The organism is Vibrio sp. Isolate34, from assembly GCF_022397915.1.
In the GTDB taxonomy this organism is placed as follows: domain Bacteria; phylum Pseudomonadota; class Gammaproteobacteria; order Enterobacterales; family Vibrionaceae; genus Vibrio.
This window is the reverse complement of record NZ_JAKEUO010000014.1, coordinates 69,299-94,334: the sequence shown is the minus strand read 5'-3', so window position 1 is coordinate 94,334 and position 25,036 is coordinate 69,299. Positions and strand designations below refer to the sequence as shown.

Here is a 25,036-nt window from a genome sequence, read left to right as displayed (position 1 = left end):
ATAACGATTTTCATTCTGACTTCATTCTGACTTCATTTGATTGAGTTAGATGGATTTACAAAGAGAAGAGCCTGAATATGCCAAAGCGTAGTAAAGAAGATACAGAAATCACAATCCAGAAAATCATGGATGCCGTTGTAGACCAGTTACTAAGATTGGGTTACGACAAGATGTCATACACGACATTGAGTCAGCAAACGGGTGTTTCTCGTACAGGTATAAGTCATCACTTTCCAAAGAAAACGGATTTTACTGCTGCTCTAGACGGTCGTATTTTCAAGATGTTTATGGAACACATTGACTTCGAAAATGGCCTTGATGCATTTTCAGCTAGCTGGGTTGCTGCACTTGAAGACGCTGAGTTCCTAGCAATCTTACGTTTACTTTTCCATCATATCGTTACTGCTGAAAGCGCACATGAGTTCGCGGCAAACGGTATTGATCGTCTATACAAACTGACTGAAACTCAGTTTGGTGATACTAGCGGTAAAGAACTAGAGTGGTTGATTGGTAAATCATTGATTCGTATGAGCCAATAATCAACACACAATGAAAGAAGCTCCTGAGGGGGCTTTTTTTGTGTCTGTCGTTTCCTTCTCCTGCTCTTTTTATCTCGTTCTCAAGCCTTTTTCCTGCACTATTTATGATCACTTACTTACTGTGATTGGTATTACTTTCGTGTTGAAGGTACTTATTTCCTTTCTTTTTAGATGCTTACGTTCACGTCTCACATTTCCATCCCATTGCTAAAAGTTAAGTAACACTAACTATGTTTATTTCTAGAGCCTCAAACGCTCGGAGTGAGACGTTTTGGGGTTCACTGTCATGGTTGCTAGTAAAATTAAGTTTAAGGCGTGAGAGGGGCTATGAGCCATAAAAAAGCCTCGAGAAAATCGAGGCTTATAATGACTTAATTGTTATTAGGAACGAATGCTCAAAACGAGCAGGTTTTAAATCGAGACTATTGGGCTGGGTGTACTTGAGGGAAGCTCATGGTTGGGTGCTTTTCTACAATACTTTTATAGCCGTACACATCCTCGATCATAGAAGGTTCAAGTGCTTCCCAAGGGCTGCCATCGCAAACCAAATTACCGTCTTTTAATACTACCAGTCGGTCAGAATACTGAGCGGCTAGGTTTAGGTCGTGCAAAACCACGATAACGGCAGCATTGTGGTTGTCGGCTAGTTCTCTCGCAATTTTTAAAGTGTTGTGCTGGTGGGCGAGATCCAGTGCAGATGTCGGTTCATCGAGCATTAATATGCATTGATCACCAGAGTGGTGAAGCTGAGTTAACACTCGAGCCAAGTGAACACGCTGTTTTTCACCGCCAGATAGGGAAGGGTAGAGCCTTTCACTCAGGTGAGTGACATCAGCAACATCCATTTTTTGACTAGCGATGCTCGTGAGCTGTTTGTTTGATTCTTGCAGAGGAATACCACCAAGCTCAACAACTTCATGTGCCAGAAAAGGGAAGGTCAACGTACTGTGTTGAGGAAGCATCGCCAAGTGTTTCGCCAACTTCTGCGAAGGCCACTTGTCTTTGGTGTGTCCAAAGTATTGGATATCACCCGTGCTCGATATCTCCTGACATAAGGCTTTAAGTAACGTGCTTTTTCCTGCGCCGTTTGGCCCAAGCAGTGTAGTTACCTTTCCTGCTTCTATCTCAATAGAAACGCCATCTAAAATCACTTTGCTGCCGAACTTCACTTCGATGTCGGTTGCTTTTAACGCTGCAGGAAACATTAAAGGATTCTCCCTTTCTGTTGGAATAATAGATACAAGAAGAATGGAGCGCCGATGATTGCGGTGACAATACCGACTGGCAACTCAGCTGGCGCCAGTGCCACGCGAGAGAACATGTCTGCAGCCGTTAATAGTAATGCGCCTAGAACCGCTGACAGGGGAAGCAGCACTCGATGATCTGGGCCCGCTAACATGCGACCTAAATGAGGGATCACAAGCCCGATAAAGCCAATCATGCCGGACAGGCTCACAGTGATACCAACGCCCGCAGCTGTTAGTAGAATCAGCTTTCGTTTTAGCTTTTGTACAGGTATGCCAAGGTGTTGCGCCTCTGATTCACCCAGTAATAGAGCATTCAAAGACATCGCTTGGCGGTAAAACACGACAAACAGACCAACGAGCGTAACTGCAGCAAGCAAAATACCCGACCACTTCGCTCCTGCCAGTGAACCCATCGACCACAGTGAAAGGTCACGCAGCATTTGGTCATCAGCTATGAAGTTTAAGAAGCCAATACCTGCGCCTGATAGCGCACTGATCGCCACACCTGCCAGCAACATGATGGTTACTGATGTGCCGAATTTGCCAGTACCCAGTTTGTAAACCAGCAGCGTGGTTAAGGCGCCGCCCAAAAAGGCAAACACAGGTACCGCTGCAAAGTTCATGAAGGCAGGATATTGAAGTGAAAGCTCAGAGAAAAGAACGATAGCCAGTGCAGCACCTAATGCTGCGCCCGCAGACACACCGATGATGCCAGGTTCGGCAAGTGGGTTTCGAAACAAACCCTGCATCACAGCGCCACAAAGCGCGAGGATTGCACCAATCAGCATGCACAAGATGGTTCTAGGTAAACGAATTTCTTGGATGACTAAGTTGATGTGAGGTGCTAAGTCATTGTTTGGTTGAATTAAGCTCGTAGCGCTGTCCGCTAAGCTAATGTTCATTGGCCCAACAGTGATTGAGTACAGCGCGACAAAGGTTAGGGTTGCACCTAGACCTAACATCGACGTTTTCAGTGGGACGGATCGTAACAACATAAAGGGCCTCAATATCTATCGCTAACTTCGACCTTCTTCACCAACAGCGTGAGTCAGTTGGTGAAGGGAAGCGAACTAGCGATAGCAGAAATAGGATGGTCGAGTTATAGCGGGTAGATTAGTTATAGCGGATAGATAAGTGCGTTTAGACGCTTTGCTTCAGAGAGGCTTTCTAGGCCAAGCCCGCCAACCAAAGCACTACCATTTACGGTAATGATTTGCTTGTTTATACCTGCAGGTGTTGCCGCTAACATAGGTAGTGATTTAAGGATGGCATCCGCGCCGCCCATTTTTTGATAGCTACGACCGCTTACTAAAATGACATCAGGTTGCATCTCAACGAGTGATTCCATTGAAAGTGGCTTGTAAGACGTTAGGCTCTGAGCTGCAGGGTTGATACCGCCAGCTAACTCGATGATTGCGTTTGGTGATGTTTCACCGCCAGCAACGTTCGCAGGGCGACCTTCATGCAGCAACAGGAACAGAACTTTCTTCGCTTCGTTGCTTGGTACTTGGTTCGCTTTCAGTGCGGCAATCTTTTGATTCACTTCAGCTTTTACTTGCTGTGAGTGGTTTTCGGTATGGGTGATCTTTGCGATTTGGTCGATACGCTTCAATAACCCTTCAACGTTTGCTTCAGTGTTCACAATCTCGACATCGACGCCTGCCGACTTTAATTGAGAGATCGCGTTGTCTGGTCCCATTTCATCAGAGCCAATCAATGTGGTTGGTTCTAGGGCAAGCAAACCTTCAGCAGACAGGTTTCTATGGTAGCCAATCTTTGGCAGGTTTTCAGATTGAGGGAAGCGACTGGTTACATCAATACCCACCAATTGTTCTTCTGCGCCAAGCGCCAAAACTAATTCTGTAACGGCACTACCTGCACTGATGATGCGGGGTTGTTCAACGTCGTTTGCCATCGCGGCTGGTGCTGTCAACGCCAAGCTCATAGCGGCAATTGAAAGGAGATGTGTGTTGGTCTTTAATTTATTGAGCACGTTTAAGTTGTTCATAATAAGTTCTTTTTATTTTCTTTTTGTATCGCGAAGATACTCAGTGAGCAGTCCGTTCGCATTGTGAGTTCGAATCGATAGAGAGGTTTAGTTCTGGCTTTTTAGTCTCACCAATCAATAGCTAAACCTTCTGAAAATTGAGTGTTGTTCTAGCCATCGTCAGTGAGCAATTGAGTCGCTGGTATTCCGTTCTCTTGAAGGAATGAAAGCAACTTCACTAGGTTCTCCACGTTGGCAGCTTTATCTGCGCCAATGATGATCGGCTTTTTATCCGCAGAACCTGTCTCTTCTAACAAGGCTATCTTGAAATTTTCCCAGTCGATGTACTCTTGGCCGTTAATCGCCCAGTAGGGTTCGTGGTCTAAAATATTGACGCTAATCGAATCTTTGTGGACTTCAGAAACGTTTTTGACATCCGAGCTTGGCAGCTCAACTTCTAGCGATTCCAGCTTTACCGATGCAGTAAGCAATAGGAAAACCATCACGATAAAAATGATGTCGAGCAGCGGCGTTAAATCTGGCGCTAAACTTTGTGTTTGAGATGAGTGAGGCGTTTTAATCATGCTTGACTCACATCACCAACAGCGACTTTGTTGACTGATGAGCCTTTAGTCTCGTCAGAGTGATTGGTTTGAATCGACATACCTTCTAGCCACACATTCACATAGTTCAGAGTATGTTCTAACTGAGCCAGTACTCGGTCGGCCCATAGCCCAAGTAGTTGAGCGCCTGAGATCGCAGGAAGCGCAATCATCAAGCCAGCTGCTGTGGTTCTCATTGCCAAGCCTAATCCGTCGGCTAGATCGTTCGGTGTAATACTGCCGGTTGTAGCCGCAACCCCTTTGAACATCTCAATAAGTCCAAGTACCGTACCAAGTAGGCCAATGAGCGGGCTAATTACGCCGATTAAACCAAGCAGTCTCAATCCTGCATGAAGCTGGTGGCGTTTTTCTTGTAGCCAGATCCCAGCTGCATCTTCACGTAGTCCTTTCGAAAAAGAGTGATGAGCCAGCAACATCGACACGGCCTTGTACAGTAGCGGTCGTTTACCTGAAATAGATTGTGCTAATGCTTCGATCTCTTTGCTGTTGGTTGGTGAGATTTGGTTGAGCTCACGACGAATGGCGCGTTTGCCTACACCAATGCTTAACATCACTTGGAAAACACGTTCAGCAATGATCATTGCTGTTAATGCAGAACAGATGAGAAGAGGCCAAGTCATTAAGCCAAGTTGATCTTGTAAGTAACTGATTTGTTGCATGATTAATCCAACCTAAAACGAACAGGTATTTGTACTCGGTGAGCAATCGCTCGACCATTGACAGTATGAGGTGAGAATTTCCATTGTTTAATGGCGTCTAAAGCGGCGTTGTCGAGCATTAGTGCGCCTGATGAATTTACTAATGCTTGTTTAATTTGTTTGCCCTCAGCGTCTAACCAGACTTCATAAGTTGCGACACCTTCAACGCCACGACGTCTAGCTTGGCGTGGGTAATTTGGTGGTGTGGGGCGTGAAGAAAAAGAGGGCTTAGTAACCAATACGGGCTCTTGGTTTGATACGCCTTGGTTTACTGCCTGAGGTTGATTGGCTGACTCGTCCATATTCTTATCGACTTTCTTGTCGGCCAGCTTTTCTGGTTTAGTGACTGGTTGCGGTGCTAGTTCAGGGCGTTCTTTCTTCACGACCTTTTTCTCAGTTACCGGTTTCTTTTGAACCGGCTTCTTCTCGACTTTCTTTTCAACAACCTTTTTCTCTACTTTCTTAGGTTGAGGCTTATTGGTGATCGCTTTTTTCTTTGGTGTCGGTTTGGCTTGTTTTGGCTCAACGGCCTTCGGCTCGACAGGTTTAGGCTCGGCTTGTGAAACCGCCTCATCAATTGGTTTTGGTTCAACGGGTTCTGTAACCGTTTTTTGCTGAGCTTGAGAAGGCGTGCTCTTAGGTGTGAAGTTGATCGATACCGTGTTCGATTGGCTACCTGCAGGCATCGCGAATACTTTGGATTCTTGAGCGACAAACAATAGCGCTGCATGAATCACTAACGATGCACCGCCTGCAATAACATATCTAGGAACGTTCACTTTCAATCCTTTACCAAATCTAAAATCTGTACCGGATTATTGCTCATAATCTAAATAAGATCAATTATCAATTGCATTATCATTTGCGTCTATTTATGATTCTTTCAGTTTTAGCGAATAGTCTTCCAGACTTTGCTATGTAAGTGTTTAGAGAGATTATATGAGTCTTGATATTTATAAATTTGACGAATCAATTCTGGGTGTTTCTAGCCCAGATCCGCTTCGTTTTGCGTTTGCGAAAAAGCATTCTGCACATGCCGGAGGAAGTTCAATTCCGGTCGACCCGAGCAAGAAGTTGGAGCTCTTTGATGAACTGATGCTAAGCGAAGGGAAGAAACAGGATAAGCGTTGCTTATATATCCATATTCCTTTCTGTCGTGTGCGTTGTACGTTCTGTAACTTTTTCCAAAACGCCGCGAGCCGTAAATTAGTCGATGAGTATTTCGATGCATTGATGGTTGAGTTAAAGCAAAAAGCCAAAACCCCTTGGGCTCAGTCTGGATTATTTCATGCCGTCTACATTGGTGGTGGAACACCTACTGATTTGTCTCTTCAACAAGTCGAGCAGTTAGGCAAGGCTATTCGCCAATATTTCCCACTGGCAAATGATGTGGAAATGACCTTAGAAGGGCGTATTAATCGCTTTGGCGACCAAATGTTTGATAGCGCGCTTGAGGGTGGTTTCAATCGCTTCTCATTTGGCATTCAAAGTTTCAACACTCAAGTTCGACGCAGCGCCAAGCGCTTAGATGACCGAGAAGTTGTGTTGGAACGTATCAGTGCTCTGAGCCGCACCGAGCAAGCGCCCATCGTTCTGGATTTGCTTTATGGATTGCCATACCAGTCTATGGAAGTGTTCCAACAAGATTTAGAAGACTACATGTCTACTGGTGCACACGGTATTGACCTCTACCAACTGATTGTTGGGGGGAATGCACCTATGCTTAATCTCGTTGAGAAAGGAAAAATTCCACCACCAGCGAATACGCCAGATAAAGCGAGCATGTATTTGGCGGGTGTCGAGTTCATGGCAAAAAATAAGGTCAAGCAACTGAGCGTGAATCACTGGACTCGAGATAACAGAGAACGCAGCATTTACAACAACTTAGCGAAAACCTATGCCGAAGTTCTGCCGATTGGTTGTGGTGCTGGTGGCAACATTGGTGGTCATGGTGTGATGCAACATCGAACTTTAGACAGCTACATGGAGTCTATAAAGCAAGGTCAATTGCCAATAGCTATGATGACGAAGCAAAGCTCACTCGAGCCAACCTTCTCTTCATTGAAGGCGGGTTTTGATTCTGGTGTTGTTAGAAGAAGTACGTTACCGACCTTTATGGGACAAGACACGTTCGATTATCTGAAGCCTCTGTTTTCGCATTGGGAAAATAATGGTCTAGTTGAGCTTTCGGAAGATTATCTGACCCTCACTATTGCCGGCAGCTTCTGGGCTGTAAGCCTGGCTCAGAGTGTGATTCAAGTGCTTAACGCTGAATATCAGGCTATGTACCCAGCACCGAAAGCATCAGGTTCAGGCGTTCACCCGCATGCAAGTTTGAAGCACGCTTAATATCGAATTTTTAGTTTATAACTTACGTAAATTACTCGTTTATACGGACACATATTCAATGACAGATACAACATTAGAAATGACAGAAACTCTAGAACAACGTGTCGCACGCATTCTAGAAGAAGAACCTAAACTGCTTCCTACTGCGATTGCTGAGAAGCTAGGCGTTTCAGAAGTTGAAGTAGTCGCTGCTTTTCCAAACGACATGGCGGTGATGTTAGATGGCAGCCGTGCCCAAGAGATCCTAGAAGGCTTAGTTGGTTGGGGCCCAGTGACCACAATTATGCATTCATTCGGCTCAATCTTCGAAGTAAAAGCGCCGTTCCCTAAAGGTAAAGTCGCTCGTGGTTACTACAACCTAATGGGCAAAGAGGGCGAGCTTCATGGCCATCTGAAACTAGACAACATCAAACACGTTGGTTTGGTGAGCAAGGCTTTCATGGGTCGTGAAAGTCATTACTTCGGCTTCTTCAGTGAAACGGGCGAGAACATTTTCAAGATCTACCTAGGCCGCAACGAAAAGCGTGAGCTTATTGCCGACCAAGTAGAACGCTTCAAAGCGCTAAAAGCACAAGCTTAAACAGAATCAGCAGTAATAGTTAATAAGACATCAATGCTCGAGGATCGTTTAGTTCGCTAATGATCGCTCAACCTCGAGCAAAAATAATAAATCAGAGAAAGTGAATAAAGGAATTACCCATGGAACAGCAAGTAAAACAAGAACGTCTACAAGGTCGCCTAGGTCCAGAAATTAAAGAATTTCGCCAAGAGCGCCGTACCCTTCAACTTGCAACGGTTGATGAAGAAGGTCGCCCAAACGTAAGTTACGCACCTTTCGTTCAGAACCAAGAAGGTTACTTTGTTCTAATTTCTGATATTGCTCGTCATGCTCGTAACTTGAAAGCAAACCCTCAAGTGTCTTTGATGATGATTGAAGACGAAGAGAGCTCGAAGCAGCTTTACGCACGTAAGCGTCTAACATTTGATGCGCAAGCGAGCGTTGTAGAACGTGAAACGGAGCTTTGGACTCAAGTGATCGGCCAGATGCAAGAGCGCTTCGGCGAGATCATCGATGGTTTGAGCCAGCTTCAAGATTTCTCTCTGTTCAACCTTAAAGCAGAGAACGGCCTGTTCGTTAAAGGCTTTGGTCAGGCATACCAAGTATCGGGTGACGACCTAGTAGATTTCGTTCACCTGCAAGAAGGCCACAAAAAAGTATCTAACGAGTAATCTCGTTTAACTGGTTATTTAAGAAGCCCTCCAATGTGAGGGTTTTTTTAGTTCCCGCTAATCCGCGATGAACCTTTTTTTACGTCTAAAAGTCGTTGTAAACACACTAACGTTGATGTGAGAAAAATCAGACTAAATCAAAGAGTTTGGTATATTGGCGTCTGATTAATATTTATGTGTAAGGATCGCTACGTGAAACCAGTAAGTCGAGATTGGGACGAGTTCTGTTACCCGTTTATTTATGAAGACAGTCCTATCTGTGATTTTGAGATTCTGTCGGACGAGCTTTGCTGCCGAGTTGGATTGGTGCTGTCATTGGAATTGGAACCACAAGTTCGCGAGATCCTACAACGCCTGCAGCCGAACATCTACCATTTGAATGGTTCCGTGCGTGGGAAGTTAGCGATCACTGAATCGGAACTGGTCGAGCTTAAGCAAGATTACCACCGTATCCGTGAGCAGCTAGAAGGTGGCTTCAAAGGGTTTGTATTACCTGGTGGAAATCGAGTATCGAGCGAGCTTCACTTGTGTCGTTGTCAGGCTAAGAAAGTGGTGCGAGCTTTGGTAAGCATTGAGCACTATGAAAGTAAAAAATCACCCGACCCGATTCTTTTCAAATACGCTAACTTAGTCGCGAACACACTGTATGCCTTGGCGTCTTTCACTAATCATGTCAATGAGGTCGAGGAAGTGGAATTCGTGAGTAAGAGCTATTCGATGCCCAAAAAGAAAGGCTAGCTATGAGCTCTATTTTGGTTAAGAGATGAAAAACTAAGAATTGAAGAAGCTAAACCCTTGAACTTGATGTTGGTTTAGCTTCGTGAATAGCCCTAAGCAGCTGTAGAGGCGTTGTTTAAGACTTTTGCGCCGCGCAGCATGGCTTCGATTAACTCACCCGCATTGAACTTCTCAAGCGCTTCATGGGCACCTACCTGATTCGCACGATCAACACAGATCTCACTCGATAGTGAGGTATGCAAAATACAGTAAGCATGACTCAATGCACTGTCGTTTTGTACTTCAAACGCAAGTTCGTAGCCATCCAGTCCCGGCATTTCAATGTCACTTACAAGAAGGTCAATCGCTTTGCCTGCGCTAGCTTGGCGTCGCATTAGGTCGATTGCATCCAAACCGTTATTACAGATGCTATAAGGAATGTTGATGCTGTCTAGGGCATCAGATAACTGCTTACGCGCAATCAGAGAGTCATCCACCAATAGGATGTTCAGCGCTTTGAGTCGCTCCCTTTCTACATCGGTCAGCATTGGAATATGCGCATTCTCATAATCTGGGTAGATCTTAGAGAGCAGTAGTTCGACATCGAGCATTTGGACGATACGATCTTCAAAGCGAGTAATGCCTGTCACAAATACATTGCGACCGACACTCGCTGGTGGCGATTCAATACTCTTCCAATCACATTCAATGATTTTGTCGATTGAGCGAACCAAGAATGCCACGACCGTTCTTAAACAATCGGTCACGATGAGTACACAATCATTGTATTCAGCGGGAGTGATCGGGCGAAAGCCAATCGCGGCAGACATATCAATCACAGGAACCGTAAGATCGCGAATGGTCACGGTGCCAATCACATGGTGGTGAGAGTAGGGGATTTGGGTCATCGGTTGAAAAGGAACGATTTCCCTGACTTTAAGCGTGCCAATCGCAAAACTTTGAGTGAGGGACAATTTGAACATCAACATTCCCTGTGACTGACTCGCTTTACTGATCGGTTTGGCCATAATTGGCTCCTATTTACTACACGCTTAATTTATAAAGAATAATTTAAAGGGAAATAGCAGTCGCGGCAAGTAACTCTACTGTTTTTAGGGGCTTTAAGACGGTTGTTTTCGGTTATAGAGTGAAGAATGGTGTTTCTTGGGTTAAAATCACGCTAAATACTCGCTGTCGATGGTTAGTCGACAAGCAGACAGCAACAAACTGAGAATTATCATGGCAAGAACAGCAGCAGCGCTTCATATTCTGGTGAAGCATAAAGAACTAGCAGAAGACATCATGACGCAGCTTAAAAAGGGCGCTAAATTTCAAACGCTAGCGAAGAAACATTCAACCTGTCCATCTGGTAAAAAGGGCGGCGACCTAGGCGAGTTCAAGAAAGGTCAAATGGTGCCTCAGTTTGATAAGGTTTGTTTCTCTGGCGAGACGCTTGTACCACATCTTGTAAAAACTAAATTCGGTTGGCACGTAGTTAAGGTTCTTTACAGAACCTAGTGTAAGATATGTGTTAGATGGAATAAAAGGAGCGTATATACGCTCCTTTTTTGTGACTTTTGGGTGCATTTAAAAGCACAATGGCTGAGTGTTCATCCCAGACGTTATGCGATAATTAGTGCTACGCCCTCAACTATCCACCGTGAGTAATTGGTAGGAGGAGGAGGGTTTTTAATGAGTAACTCATATAATAAATGCCATTCTTGAGGAAATTTATGCAGCTTTGCCTTTTAGCCTTTGCCTTTTCTAAAAAGCTGTAAACGAGTTTGGTAGGAGAACAACATGGAGAGTTCAGCTATTTTAAGCAACCCAGCGACAGATGTCATATTGCATGCCTTTGACTGGTGCTACGCTGACGTAATGAAGAACGCCCCACTGATTCAAGAGTTGGGTTATAAATCTGTTTTAGTTTCACCGGCAATGAAATCGTTACGTGGCCCCAAAGGCTGCGACCGAGATTCTGGTACTCAATGGTGGCAACGCTATCAGCCACAAGACTATCGCGTGATCGATAATCAGTTGGGTGACACGCAAGATTTTAAAGCGATGGTCGACACGTTAAAGCAACATGGGCTTCGTACCTATGTGGATGTGGTGTTCAACCACATGGCAAACGAGTCTGGCATTCGCAGTGACTTAACGTATCCGAACCTCCAAGATATGGCGTCTTACCAAAAAGAGGCTGACTATTACGAATCGATCCGCTTGTTTGGTGATCTTTCTAAGCCTCTATTTAATGAAAACGACTTTGTAGAAGCGTTTGGTATCAAAAACTGGAAAGACACTTGGGAAGTGCAGAACGGACGTATTACTGGCGGAGCCAGCGACCCTGGTTTGCCAACATTGTTAGACAACGACAATGTGGTTGCGCAGCAGCGAGCGTACCTAAAAGCTCTGAAAGCGATTGGTGTGAAAGGTTTCCGCATTGATGCTGCAAAACACATGACACTGTCACACCTGCGTAAGGTGTGGACTGATGATATCTGTGAAGAAATGCACATCTTTGGCGAGATCATTACCGATGGCGGCGCGACGGAAGAAGAGTATGAGCTGTTCCTTGAGCCGTATCTGAAACACACGCGTTTAGGTGCGTACGATTTCCCTCTGTTCAATACCATCTTCAAAGCCTTTGAAGAGCAGGGCAGTTTTAAGTCTCTGATCAACCCTTACTGTTTTGGTCAGGCTCTATCGAACATGAGAGCTATCACTTTTGCCGTGACCCATGATATTCCAAACAACGAGGTGTTTTTGGAGCATGTGATGGATGAAGTGGACGAGCGATTGGCTCATGCCTTCATCCTTGGTCGAGATGGCGGTGTACCACTGGTTTACAGTGAATTAAGCACGAGCGGCATTTTGGATCAGAATGGCCAACCTCGCTGGCTTAACGACTGGCAAGCGCCTTACATGAAAAGCATGATTCAATTCCATAATCATGTTCATGGCGAAGCGATGCGTGTGGTTGAAGCTAATGATGATTTACTGGTATTTGTCCGCGGTGACAAAGGCATTGTGGTGATTAACAAGTCGAAACGCAGCAAAACCGCCTCATTAAATTGGACAGGTGCGGTAACCGATTTATTGTCGGGTGATGTGTTTGAATGTGTGGGCAAGGATTTAACCATCAAGGTGGAATCGAACCAATGCATGATGTTGACAACGAACGAATTGAAGCCTGTCACGAGTTAACTCGAATAGACTAGATAGAGAAGCCCCGCTTACTGGTAATCAGTAAGCGGGGCTTTTTATTTTAAGCTATTGCTCGGTAGATAAAACGAGCGGCGACTCAACCAAACGGTGATTAAACTAAACCGTGGTTAAACCGTAAACTTATTCAATAGCTCGTCTTGTTGGCGAACATTGTCAGTTTGCTGCTGCATTGCGGTATTCGCTTCTTGAGCTGCTGTTGATACTTGTGTTGAAAGGTCTTTGATCTTAACTGTGTTGTTGTTGATCTCTTCCGCTACTAAGCTCTGCTCTTCTGCTGCCGAAGCAATCTGAATATTCATATCAGAGATACGTTGAATCGCGTCACGGATACGATCAAGTGAAGAGTTTGCTTGCTGAGCACGTTCAACGGCGTCAGTTGCGGTGTCTTTACTTTGGTTCATCGCATTCGATACTGAGCTTGCGCCTGCTTGAAGCTGCTCAATCATGTTACGAATTTCAGTGGTCGATTCTTGAGTACGTTGCGCCAGAGTACGAACTTCATCGGCTACGACTGCGAAACCACGACCCGACTCACCTGCACGTGCCGCTTCAATCGCTGCGTTCAGTGCTAGTAGGTTGGTTTGGTCAGCAATGTCGTTGATTACCTTAAGAATCGTTTCGATGTTTGCGGTTGCTGATTCTAGTACTTGTACTTCTGCAACGGCTTGGTCGATACGCTCAGATAAGTTATCAATCGCTTGAGTGGTTTCACTTACTACAGAGGTACCGTCTAGCGTTGCTTCGTCAGCTTCACGAGCCGCTGCTGCTGCGCCTTGAGCGTTGTTAGCTACTTCTGTTGCGGTAACCGCCATCTCGTTCATTGCGGTCGCTAGCTGCTCAAGCTCTTGCAGTTGCGTGTTCATCGCATTTGCAGACTCGCCAGCACCTTTCACTGTGAATTCCGTACCACGTTTAATCTCAACACCGATCGCTTTCGATTGGATGATTTGATTTTGCAGGTTTTCGGTAAAGGTGTTGAAGCCTTTCGCTAGGTCAGAGAACTCTTGGTCTGTGTTGGTATCCAGACGCTTAGTTAAGTCACCTTGTCCACTCGCTACATCTTGAATCGCTTGGTTAAGTGCATCCAATGGACGCATCAACACGCGGATCAGAACCGTTAGTGCAATGATGCTGAGAATAACCGCAATCAATGAGTAGATCATCGAGCTGTTTTTCAGGTCTTCAACGGTTTGGAACGCGATCTCTTCGTCTAGGATTGCGCCGATGTACCAATCTTCACTTGGGATGTGTGTGAAGTTAATAAGGAACATTTTGCCGTCTACTTCGATCTCTTGAGATCCTTCACGAATAGTCGCTTGTGGCATGTAGCTGGAAAGCGTTTCACCGTTGTTTTTAGCATTTGGGTGAGCAATCGTTGTGCCGTCGGCTGTCACTAGGAATAGGTAGCCCGCATCGAACAAGTTCACTTGGTTGACTAAGGTAGCAAGGTTGGTCAGTTCTAGGTCGTAGAACATACCTGCAGTAAAGCGGCCGTTGTCTTTAACGGGCGTACCCACTGAGATAATGACTTTCTTACTTGATGCATCCACATAAGGCGCGGTAACAACTAAACTGTTTTTGGATTTAGCATCAATGTACCAAGGGCGAATTCGTGGGTCGTAATCTGGACCCGCTTCCCAACCGTCATCATTCTCAATGACGAAACCGTTTGCTTCATAACCAAAACCAACCGCAAGGAAGCTGTTTTTAAGCTTTGGCTTTTCTAAAATTTCTTTTACGTAAGTACGATCTTGAGGATTGATCTCGATGACTTCAGTCGTCGATTGCGCCAAAGCTTTCTTGGCATTCATCTCGGATACGACTGTATTTTTTACGCCCGAGACCATCTCATTAAGACTCGCATTGACGTGATTCTCTACAGCACTTCTAACGGTGTAAAGTTGTTGTATTGAAAGCAATGATACTGTCACTAGCAGCAAGGCTGATGATGCAGCAACCACCTTATGGCTAAATTTCATTGAGTTTTCCCCTTCTCACAGACTTTGCGAAGACTAAAGTTAATCGTGTTTTTCTAATTATATATCGACGAGATTGAAATTTACTTGAATGTAATTTCACAAAATAGACAACAAAAATACAACAACCCAAACAATACAAAATTCACTAAATCACATATTTGTTACTTTTATTATTGGGTTCAATGAGTTGGGGAATGGCGCTAGACGGGGCTTAAGGGGGGAATTTAGAATATATTAATTTGCTGACTATGCGTTCAGTTTTCTATTAATAAGAGGTGATGTGAATAAATTATATGCAATTGAATGATATGCAGGGCTTATATTTTAATAGAGCTCCAAATCACTCTATGTATATATTTTGTGCAAATAAAAAGCCCCACAAAAGTGAGGCTTATAATTCTGTCTGCTTATTTACTTATATAAGTAGCATCTAATTTAGAATATTAGATGAGCTACACCAGCGATCACTGGAAGCGTAATTAGAGTACGCAGAATAAAGATAATAAATAGTTCCATGATGTTCACTGGGATCTTACTACCTAGAAGCAGAGCGCCTACTTCAGACATGTAAATCAGTTGAGTTACCGACATTGCTGCAATAATAAAGCGAGTCATCTCGTTGTCGATAGAAGCTGCAAGGATTGCTGGGATAAACATATCCGCAAAACCAACAACGATCGTTTCAGATGCTGCAACGGCTTCAGGTACACCAAGTAGCTCTAGGAATGGGATGAAAGGCTGACCTAGGAATGAGAATACAGAGGTGTATTCCGCAATCACCAACGCCATGGTACCAAGGCCCATAACCACAGGCAGTACACCAAATACCATATCTACTGCGTTACGAACGCCTTCGCCAAACACAGACTTAACCGACTTCACTTGTGACGCTTTGTTTACTGCTAGCTCAAGACCCCAAGAGAATGTTGAGTGACCTGCAGGAATCGCGTCAGCGTCTTTATGCGGCTTGCTACCATCAATGAAGGTGTCTTTCTTCATACTTAGTGGTGGAAGGCGAGGGATGATTACCGCTGCCACAATACCCGCTAGACAGATTGCTGCGTAGAAAGGTAGGAACAAGTGCTCTAACTCTACTTGTGCAATGACCACAAGGCTGAATGTAATCGATACTGCCGAGAAAGTCGTACCAACAACAGCAGCTTCACGCTGAGTGTAGAACTTTTTCTCGTACTGCTTGCTGGTAAGTAGGATACCAACGCTGCCATCACCTAACCAAGAAGCCATACAGTCAATAGCACTACGACCTGGTAGGTTGAAGATTGGGCGCATGATTTTACTTAACAGGGTGCCGAACAATTCTAATAAACCGAAGTTAAGTAGAAGAGGCAGTAGCAAACCCGCAAAGATAAATACTGAGAACAGTGTAGGAAGCAGGCCTTCTAACACTAAACCACCGGTGTTTTCTTCCCAAATAAACTCTGGGCCCACTTGGAAGAACGCCATGAATGCTGCAGCACCACCAATCAAACGAACCAACAACCACAATGGAGATGGGTTGAAAAGGCCGTTTAAAAATGAATTCGATGTAATGAATGCAGGCTTGAAAATGGTGCTTAAAACGGAAGCTACAGACATGAAAGCGACGATCGCAGTGATAATAGAAACTAGGTACTCACCGAAAACCGCTTGAATTGACTTGGCTAAGATCGCTACAGGGATGGTGAGATCGCCTTGGTAGCTGATTGGTGCCATGAAAAGGAATAAACCAATCAATGATGGGATTAAGAAAACCCAGAAACTGCCTTTAGATTTCTCTGTTTGAGCAGTATTCGTGTTGTTAGACATGTTATTATTCTCGAATTTCTACACGTAAAAAAGCCACATCCTTGGCATTTTTATTCACTAAACGTCCGTATTTTCTCATTGGGTGCAAGGTTACCCAGTATTAATATCGCTTGCAATACTATTCATCAAATATCGCTAAGTATTCACACTGGTTATTCTACAACTCCTTAAGAGTTTAGAATAAAGTGTTGCGGATGTTACGTAGTTTGAGGATATATTGCCAGATATTTATAAATTTACTGGCGTTTCAGTTCGATAGGTTAAGTATAGCCAATAGCTAAACGCAATGATGAAGGCGAAAGAGGCAGGGAACGCCAGAGCTAATATTTCGAAGCGTTGGAACAAGCAAGCGCCCGTTAAGCCACCAAATAGAAAACCGACAACGATGAACATCAGCAGTTTGGCTTTGCGGCGGTCAAAGGGCATGCCTTTGAGGCGAGCACCAATCATGATCCCAAGATCCGTGATGATCCCACTCATATGTGTGGTACGAATTATCGCACCGCTATAAGTCGTGATCATTGCGTTCTGCAACCCACATGCGGCTGAAGCGAAGTACTGGCCTGACATATAGCCCTGTAATAGTGCCCAAAGTGCCAAGAACAACAACCCACCTTCAATACACAGCGCGACACCGTAGCGGCGCCCGAGCTTCAGTGCTTGGTTTTCAATAAAGAATCCACTGAAGGCTGCGCCTAACATAAAGCTCGTGATCACCAATAGAAGGTGCACGGAAGCCGAAGTTGGGGTGAGCAGGCTGCTGCCGAGTAAAGACATGGTGCCAGAGATGTGCGAGATGGCTTGATGTTGGAAACCAAGTAAACCAATAGCATTTACGCTGCCAGCAAGGCCTGCTAACAGTAGCGCGCCGTATTCAACCCAGCGAGGTAGCTTAGAAATCATGTGGTTCACCCTGGATTAAAAAGAGGAGCAGATTATAACGCTAGCGAAAAGATACGCTAGCGTTGCGGGGCTTTCATATTTGATCTTGGGCAACAGTATTGCAGTTTGTTTCTTTACAGGTGCTATCGCAATACTAGAGGGTTGTAGCCACTAATTATAGTGACTCATTTGATGGTCAAATTTGACCCAACCATGTTTGCGCTCTTCATAAACTGAAAAACTTGGCAGTGGAAAATCTTGTTCTTTAAATAGCCCGAGAGGGACGATATAAAAATCGGCAGCGGCAACAGATTGTAAAAGCATAGTGGTGCCACATTGAGGACAAAACTGATAGGTGACTTCATTGCCTGTATCGCTGATGCGTGAGAAAGAGGTGACCTCTCCGCTGAGTGTGACTTGTTCAATTGGGAACCGAGCTTGAACGCCGAACACGCTTCCTGTGCGTTTTTGGCATTCATAGCAATGACACACAGAGGTGCGTTGAGGCTCACCGCGGCATACGAGATTGACGGCTCCACAGCGACATTCGCAACTTCTGATATTTCTGTCTTTAATATGATTGATATCCATCCATGCTCCACTTCTGGTTAACCCTGTATTGATAATTATACTAAAGCCCTTTATGGTCTGCACAACTGGATGACAACAAAAGAATATAATTGCTCATGAAAAAGAAAATCTTGCCTATACCTCTGATTTTACTGATTCCAATCGTCATGCTGGTCGTGGTGATATTGGCGGGTGTTTATCGTTTTAGCTTAAGTGATGAAGAAATCTTAGCTAAGTTTCCTTCTTCTCAAGTCAGTTATGACCCAGTCGTAGAAACCGTTTTTGATTTGAAGACAACCAACCCATGGACAATCAAAGTACCTGAAACCAACGCATACGCCTTTATTAATGAAATCGATGTACCAAAAGCAATCGCGTTTGGTCGTTATGATTCTGGAGTAGAGCGCGGTGTGGTGTCCGTCGATACGAAAAGTCTTTCTGCGGTGACCTTGGGTAACGCGAACTTTTTCGTTGCGCCAATGTGGATATCGAACCAAGGAAGCGGCGTATTCTATTACCTTGGTCTGTTTAAACATGATCAGCAGCGAAGCCGTGTGGTGCTAGTTGACCAGCTTTTCTTGGGCGACCGCGTGCAAATTCAGACTTTGGATGTCGCCGAGCAGCCAGATTCGCAATCACAGAAAAAACTCACTGGGGAAGGTTTTATCGGCTTTACTCAGCATTCTGCGGAACAATCATTTGCAGAACCCCCTTCTGAAAAGGTGTTGATGAGCTTTTCTTTTGATACGCAATCAATTGGTAAGCAATAGCGTTTTCGTTAGTGCAAGGATTTGTTGTTTATGTGAGCCAAATTACATATTATCTTAATAAGATGAATGAAATTTAGACACTTTTTTATGCTTGTGTCTGCTTACTTTTACAAATGGAGCTTGCGAATGATTAATAAACGTTTTTTTAAGACGAAAGATGAAGTGGAAGTGACCTTCGAGCTAGAAGCTCAAGAAGCGAACTCTGTATCCATTGTTGCTGATTTCCTTGATTGGAAAGCCACGCCAATGAAAAAACTGGCGAAAGGAAAAGTCTACAAATTCAAAACTCGCTTACCTAAAGATGGCGAGTTTCAATTTCGCTACTTAGTTGATGATCAGCAATGGGTAAACGATTCGAATGCCGACCGTTACATTCCCAATGAATTTGGCGAAGACAACTGCCTAGTGTCGACGGTTAACGCTTAATCGCGACCGTTTGTTTTAGGTAAAAAGTCGCGTTTTTCGAACTAAGCCGTTTTGCTTCAACCGTGATAATGGGTTGAGTCGTTTAAGCGCTTCATTTTCTAAATACAGCGACCAATTCGCTTCGTTTATTAATTATTCGAAACGGAATAACGTAAATCAATAGAAAGCAGAAACTAGCCGTTTCTGCTTTTTTATTTTCAAATTTAGCGGTTAATTTTATTTGGAGAGAAGTGAACGTTCACTTACGGCAACTCAATGACTTAGCTCTACGTAGACAGATTCACGTCATATTATGACAATGCATTGATGATTTATGCGTTTGAAAAGCATATCCTATGCCTTTATATCGTAGAAAGACCTGTTTACCGTGTATTCAAAAATATTTCCCTCTCCGTTTGCTGAGCTTTCACCTGTAAAAAAAGTAGCTATTTTGGGACTGCCACTTATTGCTGCGATTGGTGTTGCTTTGCAATCGTCACAATCGGATCTGACGAAAACGATCGATCTTGATTTACCCGACTCAACCGTGATTGAGTCTATTCTGTCACCCTCTTCTGTTACTGTTATCGAGCCGCCAACGTTTGAGTACCAAATTCAAACAGGCGATAACTTAAGTAGCATCTTCACTCAGCTTGGATTTTCTTATAAATCGATGATGAGCGTGATGGAAACCGATTTAAACTTCCTTGCGTTAGACACGCTTCGCCCAGGTAACACATTGCGTTTTTGGCGTGACGAGGCGACGGGCGACCTTTCCAAAATGGAACTTCAATTTAGTGTTGCGGATAAAGTGGTTTACCGACTGCTTGAAGACGGCACATACGAGTTTGAAGATATCTCTATTCCAGGTGAATGGAAGCAGCGACCTCTTGTGGGTGATATTCATGGCAGCTTCTCAATGTCGGCGAATAAAGCTGGCCTGAACAGCCTTGAGATCGACCATATTGTGACTCTTCTTAAAGACAAGCTGAACTTCAGCCGCGACTTACGTGCTGGCGATCAGTTTGAGGTGCTTCAGAAAGCGCAATTCGTTGATGGTGTTGCTACAGGCAAACGCGAAATTGAAGCGATTAAGATCATTAACCGCAATCGTGTTGTTTCTGCCTACCTTCATACTGATGGTCAATATTACGATGCAGACGGCGATAGCCTTCAACGTGCTTTCCAACGTTATCCTGTAAGCAGCAGCTGGCGTCAAAGCTCGCAATTTAACCCTAAACGTCTACACCCTGTTACTGGCCGAATCTCACCGCACAACGGTACCGATTTCGCGACACCAGTTGGCACGCCAGTTCAAGCAACGGGTGATGGAAAAGTGATCATGACGCGTAAACACCCTTATGCGGGTAACTATGTGGTGATCCAACACGGTAGCACTTATAAAACGCGTTACTTGCACTTAAGCAAGATCCTTGTTCGCAAAGGGCAAACGGTATCTCGTGGTCAACGTATTGGTTTGTCGGGTAAAACGGGTCGAGTGACAGGTGCTCACTTACACTATGAACTGATCGAACGTGGTCGCCCTGTTGACGCAATGAAAGCGAATATCCCAATGGCCGATTCTGTGCCTAAAAAGGAAAAAGCGACATTCACAGCGGCGAGAGATGAAGCCGACAAGCTATTGAAGGCAGCGTTAGAAACTCGCAATCTAGCAATGGTTAATAATGCTAGTAAGTAGCTAGCCATTAAACTGTTTTAAAGCCGCAAGAGCATCACAAAGCACAGTCAGTGTTGAGTGATGCTCTTGCGGCTTTTTAGTTCTCAATAGAAGGTTCGGTAAGGGTTTAAACTAAAGGCTCTGAGTGCGCGACATAGCTAACGATAGCTTCAGGTCGCATTGGAGGTGAGTAGAGGTAACCTTGGATCTTGTCACATCCCATCGCGTGCAGTTTTTCTAATTGCTCACGCTTCTCAACACCTTCCGCAACCAAAGATACATCGAGTCTATGGGCCAGTTGAACAATCAGCCATACTACGCTCTCTGAGGTCGAACTAGTTAACAAGTCTCGAATAAAGGTCGCATCAATTTTAATGCAATCGATAGGGTAGCTGTGGATGTAGTTCAAACTGGAGTAGCCTGTACCAAAGTCGTCGAGTGCAATCGTGAAGCCTTGTACTCTCAGAAAGTTAAGCGCGGATTTAGTCTCTTGCGTCGGAGAGAGTAGTACCGTTTCGGTTAACTCGATAACAAACTCATTGGCTTTAAAGTGGTGCTGTTCAATGGTTCGAGTCAGGTAGGAGATATAACGCTTTGAGTCGGTAAGCTCATGCGCGGAGCAGTTGATTCCAAGCTTAATCTTATAGCCCAAACCTTGCTCTAGGGTCGTTTTAGCGCGGCACACCAATTCAATAATGCGTTCGCCTAATTCGACAATCAGCCCTGACTCTTCAGCCACTTGAATAAACTCTACGGGTGAGATATCTCCATGTCTGGCTGTTTTCCAGCGAGTCAGTACCTCGAAGTATTCCCATTGAGTCTCACCTTGCCCCACAATTGGCTGTACCACCACGTACATTCCATTGCTGTCGAGGACATAGCTTTGTGAAATTGGGTTTTCCAGTTCACTTCGTAACGCAGCGACTAGCTCTGTTTTTCTTTGGTAACGAACTCTTAAGTGAGTGTCATAACATTGAATATGGGTATCTTGGCTGTGTTTACACTCTTTAAGCGCCAAGCTTGTGTTGAAAATGATTTGCTCAACGTCTTTGTTGTCTCCATCCGAACTGGCAATACCGATGCTGACATCGAAATCTATCTTGATATCAACGCTACTGTAGCCCTGCTTAATTTTGGCGAGTATTTGTTCGCACACAGCTATCGGGTCGGAATGGTAGGTGATGAAGGCGAACTCATTACCTGCAGTTCGAAAAGTCAGGTTGCTTTCAGGTAAGGTGCGGCGCAATGTTTCTGCGACAAACTGCAGCACTTTGTCACCAATATAATTACCGTGCATATCATTAATGGCTTTGAAGCTATTGATGTCGAGCAAGGCCAATGTAAATGGCGTAACACTCTGTTGAGTGATTGATTCTAAGGTATCGGATAAGCAGCTACGGTTTAACAGACCAGTTAAGCTGTCGTGTGATACCTCGTAACTCAGCTGATTTACCAGTTGTTCAGAACGATCGTTGAACCACATCTCTCTTAGCGTGTGGATGATGATGTCAGCAAATAGCTGATGATGCTTTATCACGTCATGCTGTTGGTCTGGGCTAAGCGGAGAGGTGAACGTTGAGAACAGCACTCCCATGACTTCGCCACTTTGGGTACGAGTAGGAATCGCGATCGAGTTCTGTGAAGTGATTTCCTGCCTAAACGCCGACGTAGGCAGCGACTGAATGACATATTGAGCAAACGAACAATCTGGGTGACGTTGATTCACCGCCTGTTGGTAGATGTGACCATGACGCGCGTTGATTTTGTCATGCAGTACATGGTCGGAATGGGCAATCACCAAGGGAACGGTTTGGTCTGGAAAATACTTCTTCTCGATGATACTGGTGTATTGAGTACCAAATGTTTGGTGCAACGTGAGCACAGCCGACTCTAAAAGGTCGATACCTTCCAACTTAAGTAAACGCCCAATGCGCTCTGTATCTATCATGCTGTTGTGAGTATGTTGAGTCATAGTCACCATCCATAGCTAACCAGAATCATTGTGTAAGCTGTTTATGTAAGGTCTTGTCTATCTGTGTACATAAAATAATATGCGTCTAGTTTATTATTGGTCGTGTTGTATAACTTTTCAAATTTAAATGTGATTTATTTCACAGAATCTGAATGCTTCGCTCTCGGTCCAATCTCTCTTTGAGGTGATCCAAAAACAGCTTGGTTCGAGTGTGTGAGTAATCAAGCTTAGGGTAGTACGCGTAAACCATCACTTCGTCTGCCGTTATATTTGGCAATACTGGAACTAATGTCCCTTGTTTGAGATCTTCTTTGATCATCGCTTTGATGGTTAACAATACGCCCATTCCGCGCTTCGCCGCATGAAATAACGCCTCTGGATTGGTGGTGGCAAAGTTACCGTTTAGCGTGATTCGCTGCCCTTTGGTGAGTGCTACTTCACGGGTTGGACGCTCTCCCCAAATTAACGAGTTGTGTTGCTCCAAATCTTGCTCGCAAGTGGGGTAGCCGTGTTTGGCGAGATAGCTTGGTGCTGCATAGAAGCTGGCTCTATGCTCGAACAGAGGTGTTTTCTTGAAGCTTAATGAGTTGAGTTGTTCTAGTTCACGACTGATTACCAAGTCCAAACCAAGCTCGGGTAATTGACCGGGCGTAGTGGTGATGAGTTGTACCTTAATATCAGGGTACTTTTCTAAGAAGTCGTCCATGTATTGCACAAGAAACTTAGAACCAACCGCAATGGTCGCGCCTATTTTGAGCAAGCCCGCTGGGGTTTGGTTGACCGAACGAGTCTCATCAATGATCGACTGCCAATTGTCGAGCTGATCTTTTGCTCTTTGATAGAAGAGTGCGCCTGCTTCGGTTTGGCTAATTGAGCGAGTGGTGCGCTTTAAAAGTTGAGTGCCGATGCGTTCTTCTAGCCAGTTGACTCTTTTGCTGATCGCTGAGCTGGTGGTATTGAGTTTGCGCGCAGCGCCATTGAAACTGCCTTCTTCAACCACTCTAACGTAGCTTTTTACGTTAAGAATCCAATCCATATTATTTCCTGTTGGGACTTAATTAAATTCCAATTTGGTTAATTATCAATTACTGGTTTTGAATATAAACTTATATCATGAACAAATATCAAACGAATAGGGAATTTTTTGAGCCAATCGACCTTTAAAAAAACGCCATTACTGTTAGCGATGATGATCATTGCGACGGGACAAGTGGGTGTCAGCATCTACTTGCCAGCACTACCGCTGATTGCTTCTGACTTAAGTGTTACCCAAGTGGATGTGCAACTGCTCGTCACACTGTTTCTTGTGGGTTTCGGCTTGTCGCAGCTGTTTTATGGGCCGATGTCCGATGCGGTGGGAAGACGACCTATTTTCTTGTTAGGTCAGGGTGTTTATTTGATTGGTACTGTTGTTTGTTTTGCCTTTTCTGACAACATGACAGCGTTGGAAGTCGGTCGATTACTGCAAGGCTTAGGGGCAGGCAGTGCCTCCGTGCTGGGACGTAGCGTACTTCGTGACAGTTATGATGGTCCTCAGCTAACTAAAGCCTTGTCTTACATTTCCTTGACGGCTTCGATTATGCCGATCATCGCGCCTGTATTTGGTGGCTGGATTTCATTTCACCTTGGGTGGCAGGCTGTGTTCCTGTTTGTCCTATTGTATTTATTGGCGATTTTCACACTGGGTTACTTCGTGCTGCATGAAACTCTGCCATATGGGAAGAGCCGTTTTGATGTCAGTCAAGTAGTAAAGAACTACGGACGTTTGTTGACGAATCGCCAAGTGATAAGCAGCGCCAGCTATAACTGGATGAGTTATATGGCGAGTTTGGTATCGTTATCTTTATTCCCATTCTTAATGCAAGAGCAGCTGGGCCTGACAGCAGCTGAGTATGGATCTTTGATGATTGTACCTTCGGCAGGATTGTTGATTGGCAGTGTCGCGTTGAACATACTCAACCGTAAATTCAGTACGCCTCAGTTAATGAGCCTCGCGATTTTGATCGTATTGGCGTCTGGCACTTGGTTGTTAACACATGAACTCTCCATCTTTAACTTAGTGTGGGCATTTACTTGGCTGGCGATCGCACAGGGTATTTCTTTCCCTCTTTCTATCAGCATGTTGTTGGAGCCTCACAAGAAGCAAGCGGGTGCGGTGTCTGCTCTATCTGGTTCGATTCAAATGTGTTTGGCGGGTTTGCTCGGTGGATACTTGGTTGAAAGTTGGGTTACGACTCATCTACAGCTTGGTGTGTTCTATCTTATCATCGGCGCTGGTATGGGCAGTGTGCTTTGCTCTTCAGCGAAAATGAACAAGAAAGCGGACAACGCGGAAGTAGAATTCAGCTAAACAACT

24 protein-coding genes are annotated in these 25,036 nt (G+C 44.6%); 11 read left to right on the top strand and 13 right to left on the bottom strand.

Features of this window, described 5'->3' with window-relative positions:
- Nucleotides 1–77: 77 nt before the first annotated feature.
- Entirely contained in the window at nucleotides 78–539 is a 462-nt protein-coding gene (locus L1D22_RS15480; RefSeq protein ID WP_004731875.1) for a TetR/AcrR family transcriptional regulator, read from the top strand.
- Between the two features lie 422 nt (nucleotides 540–961).
- On the opposite strand, the gene L1D22_RS15475 is transcribed toward L1D22_RS15480, so the two are convergent.
- From L1D22_RS15475 to L1D22_RS15450, 6 genes are all read right to left on the bottom strand, one after another.
- Nucleotides 962–1,744, bottom strand: coding sequence for a heme ABC transporter ATP-binding protein (locus L1D22_RS15475; protein ID WP_239830461.1), 783 nt, complete (start codon nucleotides 1,742–1,744; stop codon nucleotides 962–964).
- The gene (locus tag L1D22_RS15470; RefSeq protein ID WP_239830460.1) at nucleotides 1,744–2,781 is read right to left on the bottom strand and encodes an iron ABC transporter permease; all 1,038 of its coding nucleotides are present in this window, start codon (nucleotides 2,779–2,781) and stop codon (nucleotides 1,744–1,746) included. The genes L1D22_RS15475 and L1D22_RS15470 overlap by 1 nt, the downstream gene beginning before the upstream one ends.
- A 122-nt stretch (nucleotides 2,782–2,903) precedes the next feature.
- Complete coding sequence (locus L1D22_RS15465) at nucleotides 2,904–3,794, bottom strand: ABC transporter substrate-binding protein (protein WP_239830459.1); 891 nt, start codon at nucleotides 3,792–3,794, stop codon at nucleotides 2,904–2,906.
- Nucleotides 3,795–3,943: 149 nt separating this feature from the next.
- Entirely contained in the window at nucleotides 3,944–4,357 is a 414-nt protein-coding gene (locus L1D22_RS15460) for a biopolymer transporter ExbD (RefSeq protein WP_239830458.1), read from the bottom strand.
- Nucleotides 4,354–5,055, bottom strand: coding sequence for a MotA/TolQ/ExbB proton channel family protein (locus L1D22_RS15455; protein WP_239830457.1), 702 nt, complete (start codon nucleotides 5,053–5,055; stop codon nucleotides 4,354–4,356). The genes L1D22_RS15460 and L1D22_RS15455 overlap by 4 nt, the downstream gene beginning before the upstream one ends.
- Before the next feature lie 2 nt (nucleotides 5,056–5,057).
- Complete coding sequence (locus L1D22_RS15450; RefSeq protein WP_239830456.1) at nucleotides 5,058–5,873, bottom strand: energy transducer TonB; 816 nt, start codon at nucleotides 5,871–5,873, stop codon at nucleotides 5,058–5,060.
- Between the two features lie 160 nt (nucleotides 5,874–6,033).
- Between L1D22_RS15450 and hutW the strand changes: the two genes are divergently transcribed.
- The 4 genes from hutW to L1D22_RS15430 all read left to right on the top strand — a co-directional run bounded on the left by hutW (nucleotide 6,034) and on the right by L1D22_RS15430 (nucleotide 9,411).
- A complete protein-coding gene (gene hutW, locus L1D22_RS15445; RefSeq protein ID WP_239830455.1) occupies nucleotides 6,034–7,443 on the top strand; it encodes a heme anaerobic degradation radical SAM methyltransferase ChuW/HutW in 1,410 nt (469 codons plus the stop codon).
- Between the two features lie 58 nt (nucleotides 7,444–7,501).
- Nucleotides 7,502–8,023: a heme utilization cystosolic carrier protein HutX gene (hutX, locus tag L1D22_RS15440; RefSeq protein ID WP_239830454.1), complete on the top strand. Its 522-nt coding sequence runs from the start codon at nucleotides 7,502–7,504 to the stop codon at nucleotides 8,021–8,023.
- Nucleotides 8,024–8,142: 119 nt separating this feature from the next.
- On the top strand, nucleotides 8,143–8,673 hold the full coding sequence (gene hutZ, locus L1D22_RS15435) for a heme utilization protein HutZ (protein ID WP_004731858.1): 531 nt from the start codon (nucleotides 8,143–8,145) through the stop codon (nucleotides 8,671–8,673).
- 192 nt (nucleotides 8,674–8,865) lie between these two features.
- Complete coding sequence (locus tag L1D22_RS15430) at nucleotides 8,866–9,411, top strand: ATP:cob(I)alamin adenosyltransferase (protein WP_239830453.1); 546 nt, start codon at nucleotides 8,866–8,868, stop codon at nucleotides 9,409–9,411.
- Nucleotides 9,412–9,503: 92 nt separating this feature from the next.
- Here the strand turns inward: L1D22_RS15430 and L1D22_RS15425 are convergent, their stop codons facing one another.
- Complete coding sequence (locus tag L1D22_RS15425; protein WP_239830452.1) at nucleotides 9,504–10,418, bottom strand: chemotaxis protein; 915 nt, start codon at nucleotides 10,416–10,418, stop codon at nucleotides 9,504–9,506.
- 169 nt (nucleotides 10,419–10,587) lie between these two features.
- On the opposite strand from L1D22_RS15425, the gene ppiC reads away from it, so the two are divergent.
- Nucleotides 10,588–10,908 carry a peptidylprolyl isomerase PpiC gene (gene ppiC / locus L1D22_RS15420; RefSeq protein WP_017630085.1) on the top strand — a complete coding sequence of 107 codons (321 nt, stop codon included), beginning with the start codon at nucleotides 10,588–10,590 and terminating at the stop codon, nucleotides 10,906–10,908.
- 282 nt (nucleotides 10,909–11,190) lie between these two features.
- On the top strand, nucleotides 11,191–12,597 hold the full coding sequence (locus tag L1D22_RS15415) for an alpha-amylase family glycosyl hydrolase (RefSeq protein WP_239830451.1): 1,407 nt from the start codon (nucleotides 11,191–11,193) through the stop codon (nucleotides 12,595–12,597).
- A gap of 128 nt (nucleotides 12,598–12,725) precedes the next feature.
- Here the strand turns inward: L1D22_RS15415 and L1D22_RS15410 are convergent, their stop codons facing one another.
- From L1D22_RS15410 to L1D22_RS15395, 4 genes are all read right to left on the bottom strand, one after another.
- Nucleotides 12,726–14,597 carry a methyl-accepting chemotaxis protein gene (locus L1D22_RS15410; RefSeq protein WP_239830450.1) on the bottom strand — a complete coding sequence of 624 codons (1,872 nt, stop codon included), beginning with the start codon at nucleotides 14,595–14,597 and terminating at the stop codon, nucleotides 12,726–12,728.
- Between the two features lie 435 nt (nucleotides 14,598–15,032).
- A complete protein-coding gene (locus tag L1D22_RS15405) occupies nucleotides 15,033–16,403 on the bottom strand; it encodes a YjiH family protein (RefSeq protein ID WP_239830449.1) in 1,371 nt (456 codons plus the stop codon).
- Nucleotides 16,404–16,631: 228 nt separating this feature from the next.
- Nucleotides 16,632–17,306: a YoaK family protein gene (locus L1D22_RS15400; RefSeq protein ID WP_239830448.1), complete on the bottom strand. Its 675-nt coding sequence runs from the start codon at nucleotides 17,304–17,306 to the stop codon at nucleotides 16,632–16,634.
- A gap of 150 nt (nucleotides 17,307–17,456) precedes the next feature.
- Nucleotides 17,457–17,939 carry a GFA family protein gene (locus L1D22_RS15395; protein WP_176679365.1) on the bottom strand — a complete coding sequence of 161 codons (483 nt, stop codon included), beginning with the start codon at nucleotides 17,937–17,939 and terminating at the stop codon, nucleotides 17,457–17,459.
- Nucleotides 17,940–17,971: 32 nt separating this feature from the next.
- Here L1D22_RS15395 and L1D22_RS15390 point away from each other — a divergent pair, with 32 nt between their 5' ends.
- The 3 genes from L1D22_RS15390 to L1D22_RS15380 all read left to right on the top strand — a co-directional run bounded on the left by L1D22_RS15390 (nucleotide 17,972) and on the right by L1D22_RS15380 (nucleotide 20,729).
- On the top strand, nucleotides 17,972–18,625 hold the full coding sequence (locus tag L1D22_RS15390) for a hypothetical protein (RefSeq protein ID WP_239830447.1): 654 nt from the start codon (nucleotides 17,972–17,974) through the stop codon (nucleotides 18,623–18,625).
- 126 nt (nucleotides 18,626–18,751) lie between these two features.
- A complete protein-coding gene (locus L1D22_RS15385; RefSeq protein ID WP_017630092.1) occupies nucleotides 18,752–19,051 on the top strand; it encodes an isoamylase early set domain-containing protein in 300 nt (99 codons plus the stop codon).
- Nucleotides 19,052–19,418: 367 nt separating this feature from the next.
- The gene (locus tag L1D22_RS15380; RefSeq protein ID WP_239830446.1) at nucleotides 19,419–20,729 is read left to right on the top strand and encodes a peptidoglycan DD-metalloendopeptidase family protein; all 1,311 of its coding nucleotides are present in this window, start codon (nucleotides 19,419–19,421) and stop codon (nucleotides 20,727–20,729) included.
- Between the two features lie 106 nt (nucleotides 20,730–20,835).
- On the opposite strand, the gene L1D22_RS15375 is transcribed toward L1D22_RS15380, so the two are convergent.
- Nucleotides 20,836–22,680 carry a GGDEF domain-containing phosphodiesterase gene (locus L1D22_RS15375; RefSeq protein WP_239830445.1) on the bottom strand — a complete coding sequence of 615 codons (1,845 nt, stop codon included), beginning with the start codon at nucleotides 22,678–22,680 and terminating at the stop codon, nucleotides 20,836–20,838.
- Between the two features lie 139 nt (nucleotides 22,681–22,819).
- Nucleotides 22,820–23,716, bottom strand: a complete 897-nt coding sequence (locus tag L1D22_RS15370; RefSeq protein WP_239830444.1) for a LysR family transcriptional regulator — start codon at nucleotides 23,714–23,716, stop codon at nucleotides 22,820–22,822.
- 108 nt (nucleotides 23,717–23,824) lie between these two features.
- On the opposite strand from L1D22_RS15370, the gene L1D22_RS15365 reads away from it, so the two are divergent.
- Nucleotides 23,825–25,030, top strand: a complete 1,206-nt coding sequence (locus L1D22_RS15365; protein WP_239830443.1) for a multidrug effflux MFS transporter — start codon at nucleotides 23,825–23,827, stop codon at nucleotides 25,028–25,030.
- The last annotated feature ends 6 nt before the right edge of the window (nucleotides 25,031–25,036 follow it).

Bases quoted from the DNA above. Each gene is read 5' to 3' on its own strand.
- L1D22_RS15480 (WP_004731875.1), top strand. From the start codon at position 78: ATGCCAAAGCGTAGTAAAGAAGATACAGAAATCACAATCCAGAAAATC.
- L1D22_RS15475 (WP_239830461.1), bottom strand. From the start codon at position 1,744: ATGTTTCCTGCAGCGTTAAAAGCAACCGACATCGAAGTGAAGTTCGGC.
- L1D22_RS15470 (WP_239830460.1), bottom strand. From the start codon at position 2,781: ATGTTGTTACGATCCGTCCCACTGAAAACGTCGATGTTAGGTCTAGGT.
- L1D22_RS15465 (WP_239830459.1), bottom strand. From the start codon at position 3,794: ATGAACAACTTAAACGTGCTCAATAAATTAAAGACCAACACACATCTC.
- L1D22_RS15460 (WP_239830458.1), bottom strand. From the start codon at position 4,357: ATGATTAAAACGCCTCACTCATCTCAAACACAAAGTTTAGCGCCAGAT.
- L1D22_RS15455 (WP_239830457.1), bottom strand. From the start codon at position 5,055: ATGCAACAAATCAGTTACTTACAAGATCAACTTGGCTTAATGACTTGG.
- hutW (WP_239830455.1), top strand. From the start codon at position 6,034: ATGAGTCTTGATATTTATAAATTTGACGAATCAATTCTGGGTGTTTCT.
- hutX (WP_239830454.1), top strand. From the start codon at position 7,502: ATGACAGATACAACATTAGAAATGACAGAAACTCTAGAACAACGTGTC.
- hutZ (WP_004731858.1), top strand. From the start codon at position 8,143: ATGGAACAGCAAGTAAAACAAGAACGTCTACAAGGTCGCCTAGGTCCA.
- L1D22_RS15425 (WP_239830452.1), bottom strand. From the start codon at position 10,418: ATGGCCAAACCGATCAGTAAAGCGAGTCAGTCACAGGGAATGTTGATG.
- ppiC (WP_017630085.1), top strand. From the start codon at position 10,588: ATGGTTAGTCGACAAGCAGACAGCAACAAACTGAGAATTATCATGGCA.
- L1D22_RS15415 (WP_239830451.1), top strand. From the start codon at position 11,191: ATGGAGAGTTCAGCTATTTTAAGCAACCCAGCGACAGATGTCATATTG.
- L1D22_RS15410 (WP_239830450.1), bottom strand. From the start codon at position 14,597: ATGAAATTTAGCCATAAGGTGGTTGCTGCATCATCAGCCTTGCTGCTA.
- L1D22_RS15405 (WP_239830449.1), bottom strand. From the start codon at position 16,403: ATGTCTAACAACACGAATACTGCTCAAACAGAGAAATCTAAAGGCAGT.
- L1D22_RS15400 (WP_239830448.1), bottom strand. From the start codon at position 17,306: ATGATTTCTAAGCTACCTCGCTGGGTTGAATACGGCGCGCTACTGTTA.
- L1D22_RS15390 (WP_239830447.1), top strand. From the start codon at position 17,972: ATGAAAAAGAAAATCTTGCCTATACCTCTGATTTTACTGATTCCAATC.
- L1D22_RS15385 (WP_017630092.1), top strand. From the start codon at position 18,752: ATGATTAATAAACGTTTTTTTAAGACGAAAGATGAAGTGGAAGTGACC.
- L1D22_RS15375 (WP_239830445.1), bottom strand. From the start codon at position 22,680: ATGACTCAACATACTCACAACAGCATGATAGATACAGAGCGCATTGGG.
- L1D22_RS15370 (WP_239830444.1), bottom strand. From the start codon at position 23,716: ATGGATTGGATTCTTAACGTAAAAAGCTACGTTAGAGTGGTTGAAGAA.